Here is a 746-nt window from a genome sequence, read left to right as displayed (position 1 = left end):
TCAACCAGCGCGTACTCGGCTTCACTGTTTGTGGTAGAGCACTGGCGCATTACAGATACAGGGAACTTCGCTAAACTGTCCATCGCATCTTGGTCACGGACAATTGCCGCACAAAAAAAGGCTTTTTGCCAACGAATAGCATCCAAGTACCCATTCCACAACAAGCTTTCGCCGTTGTAGGTGGCATCTAATATATCGTCAATCACGATACGCTGCTCTTTTTCAGGCTCTCGACCCAGTCTAAAAACAGCCTCACCAGCTTTTGCCGCTAATTTTAATGCTTTTATAGATTTTTGCTTGTTTTCATCCGTTAAGTCAAACGACCACCATTGGCAAATTGTGATTGCATGGTCTAATAAATAAATTAAGTTATCTCTTTTTACTTGTATTAACTCAACCGTATCATTAAATACGTCTTCAAATAACTCAGTATCATCTTCTAAAAGCAAAGATTCATAATCACGTGTTATGGTTATCATATTTATTCCTTTAAATTAAATCTGTTTAGTTGATGGTTTTGGGTACTGAGGCAAAACTATAAATAGTCGCCATCAATATAAAACTGCGGGATAAAATCTGATTGTACGTTTACTTCTTTACCTAAGTCTTTTGCCATGCACGTTAAACCTAGCAAGACAATTGGCATGTAAAAATTAGGTTGTTGGTACTCTTTATCACAGAATCGCTCGTGGTACTCCCAGCTATCATTCAATGCATCTGCTAAGGCGGTACTCGGAGTAGTCTCT

General features: G+C 39.0%; 2 protein-coding genes. Both read right to left on the bottom strand.

What is annotated here, in order from left to right:
• Positions 1-479: Imm49 family immunity protein (locus I6F65_RS21505; protein ID WP_197114872.1), on the bottom strand; the 479-nt coding region annotated here is incomplete at its 3' end.
• 56 nt (positions 480-535) lie between these two features.
• A partial coding sequence (locus I6F65_RS21500) for an Imm49 family immunity protein (protein WP_197114869.1) occupies positions 536-746 on the bottom strand: 211 nt, incomplete at its 5' end.

Origin of the sequence: Pseudoalteromonas sp. SWXJZ94C, assembly GCF_015864385.1 — a bacterium.
GTDB lineage: Bacteria > Pseudomonadota > Gammaproteobacteria > Enterobacterales > Alteromonadaceae > Pseudoalteromonas.
This window is presented reverse-complemented; position numbering and strand designations above follow the sequence as displayed.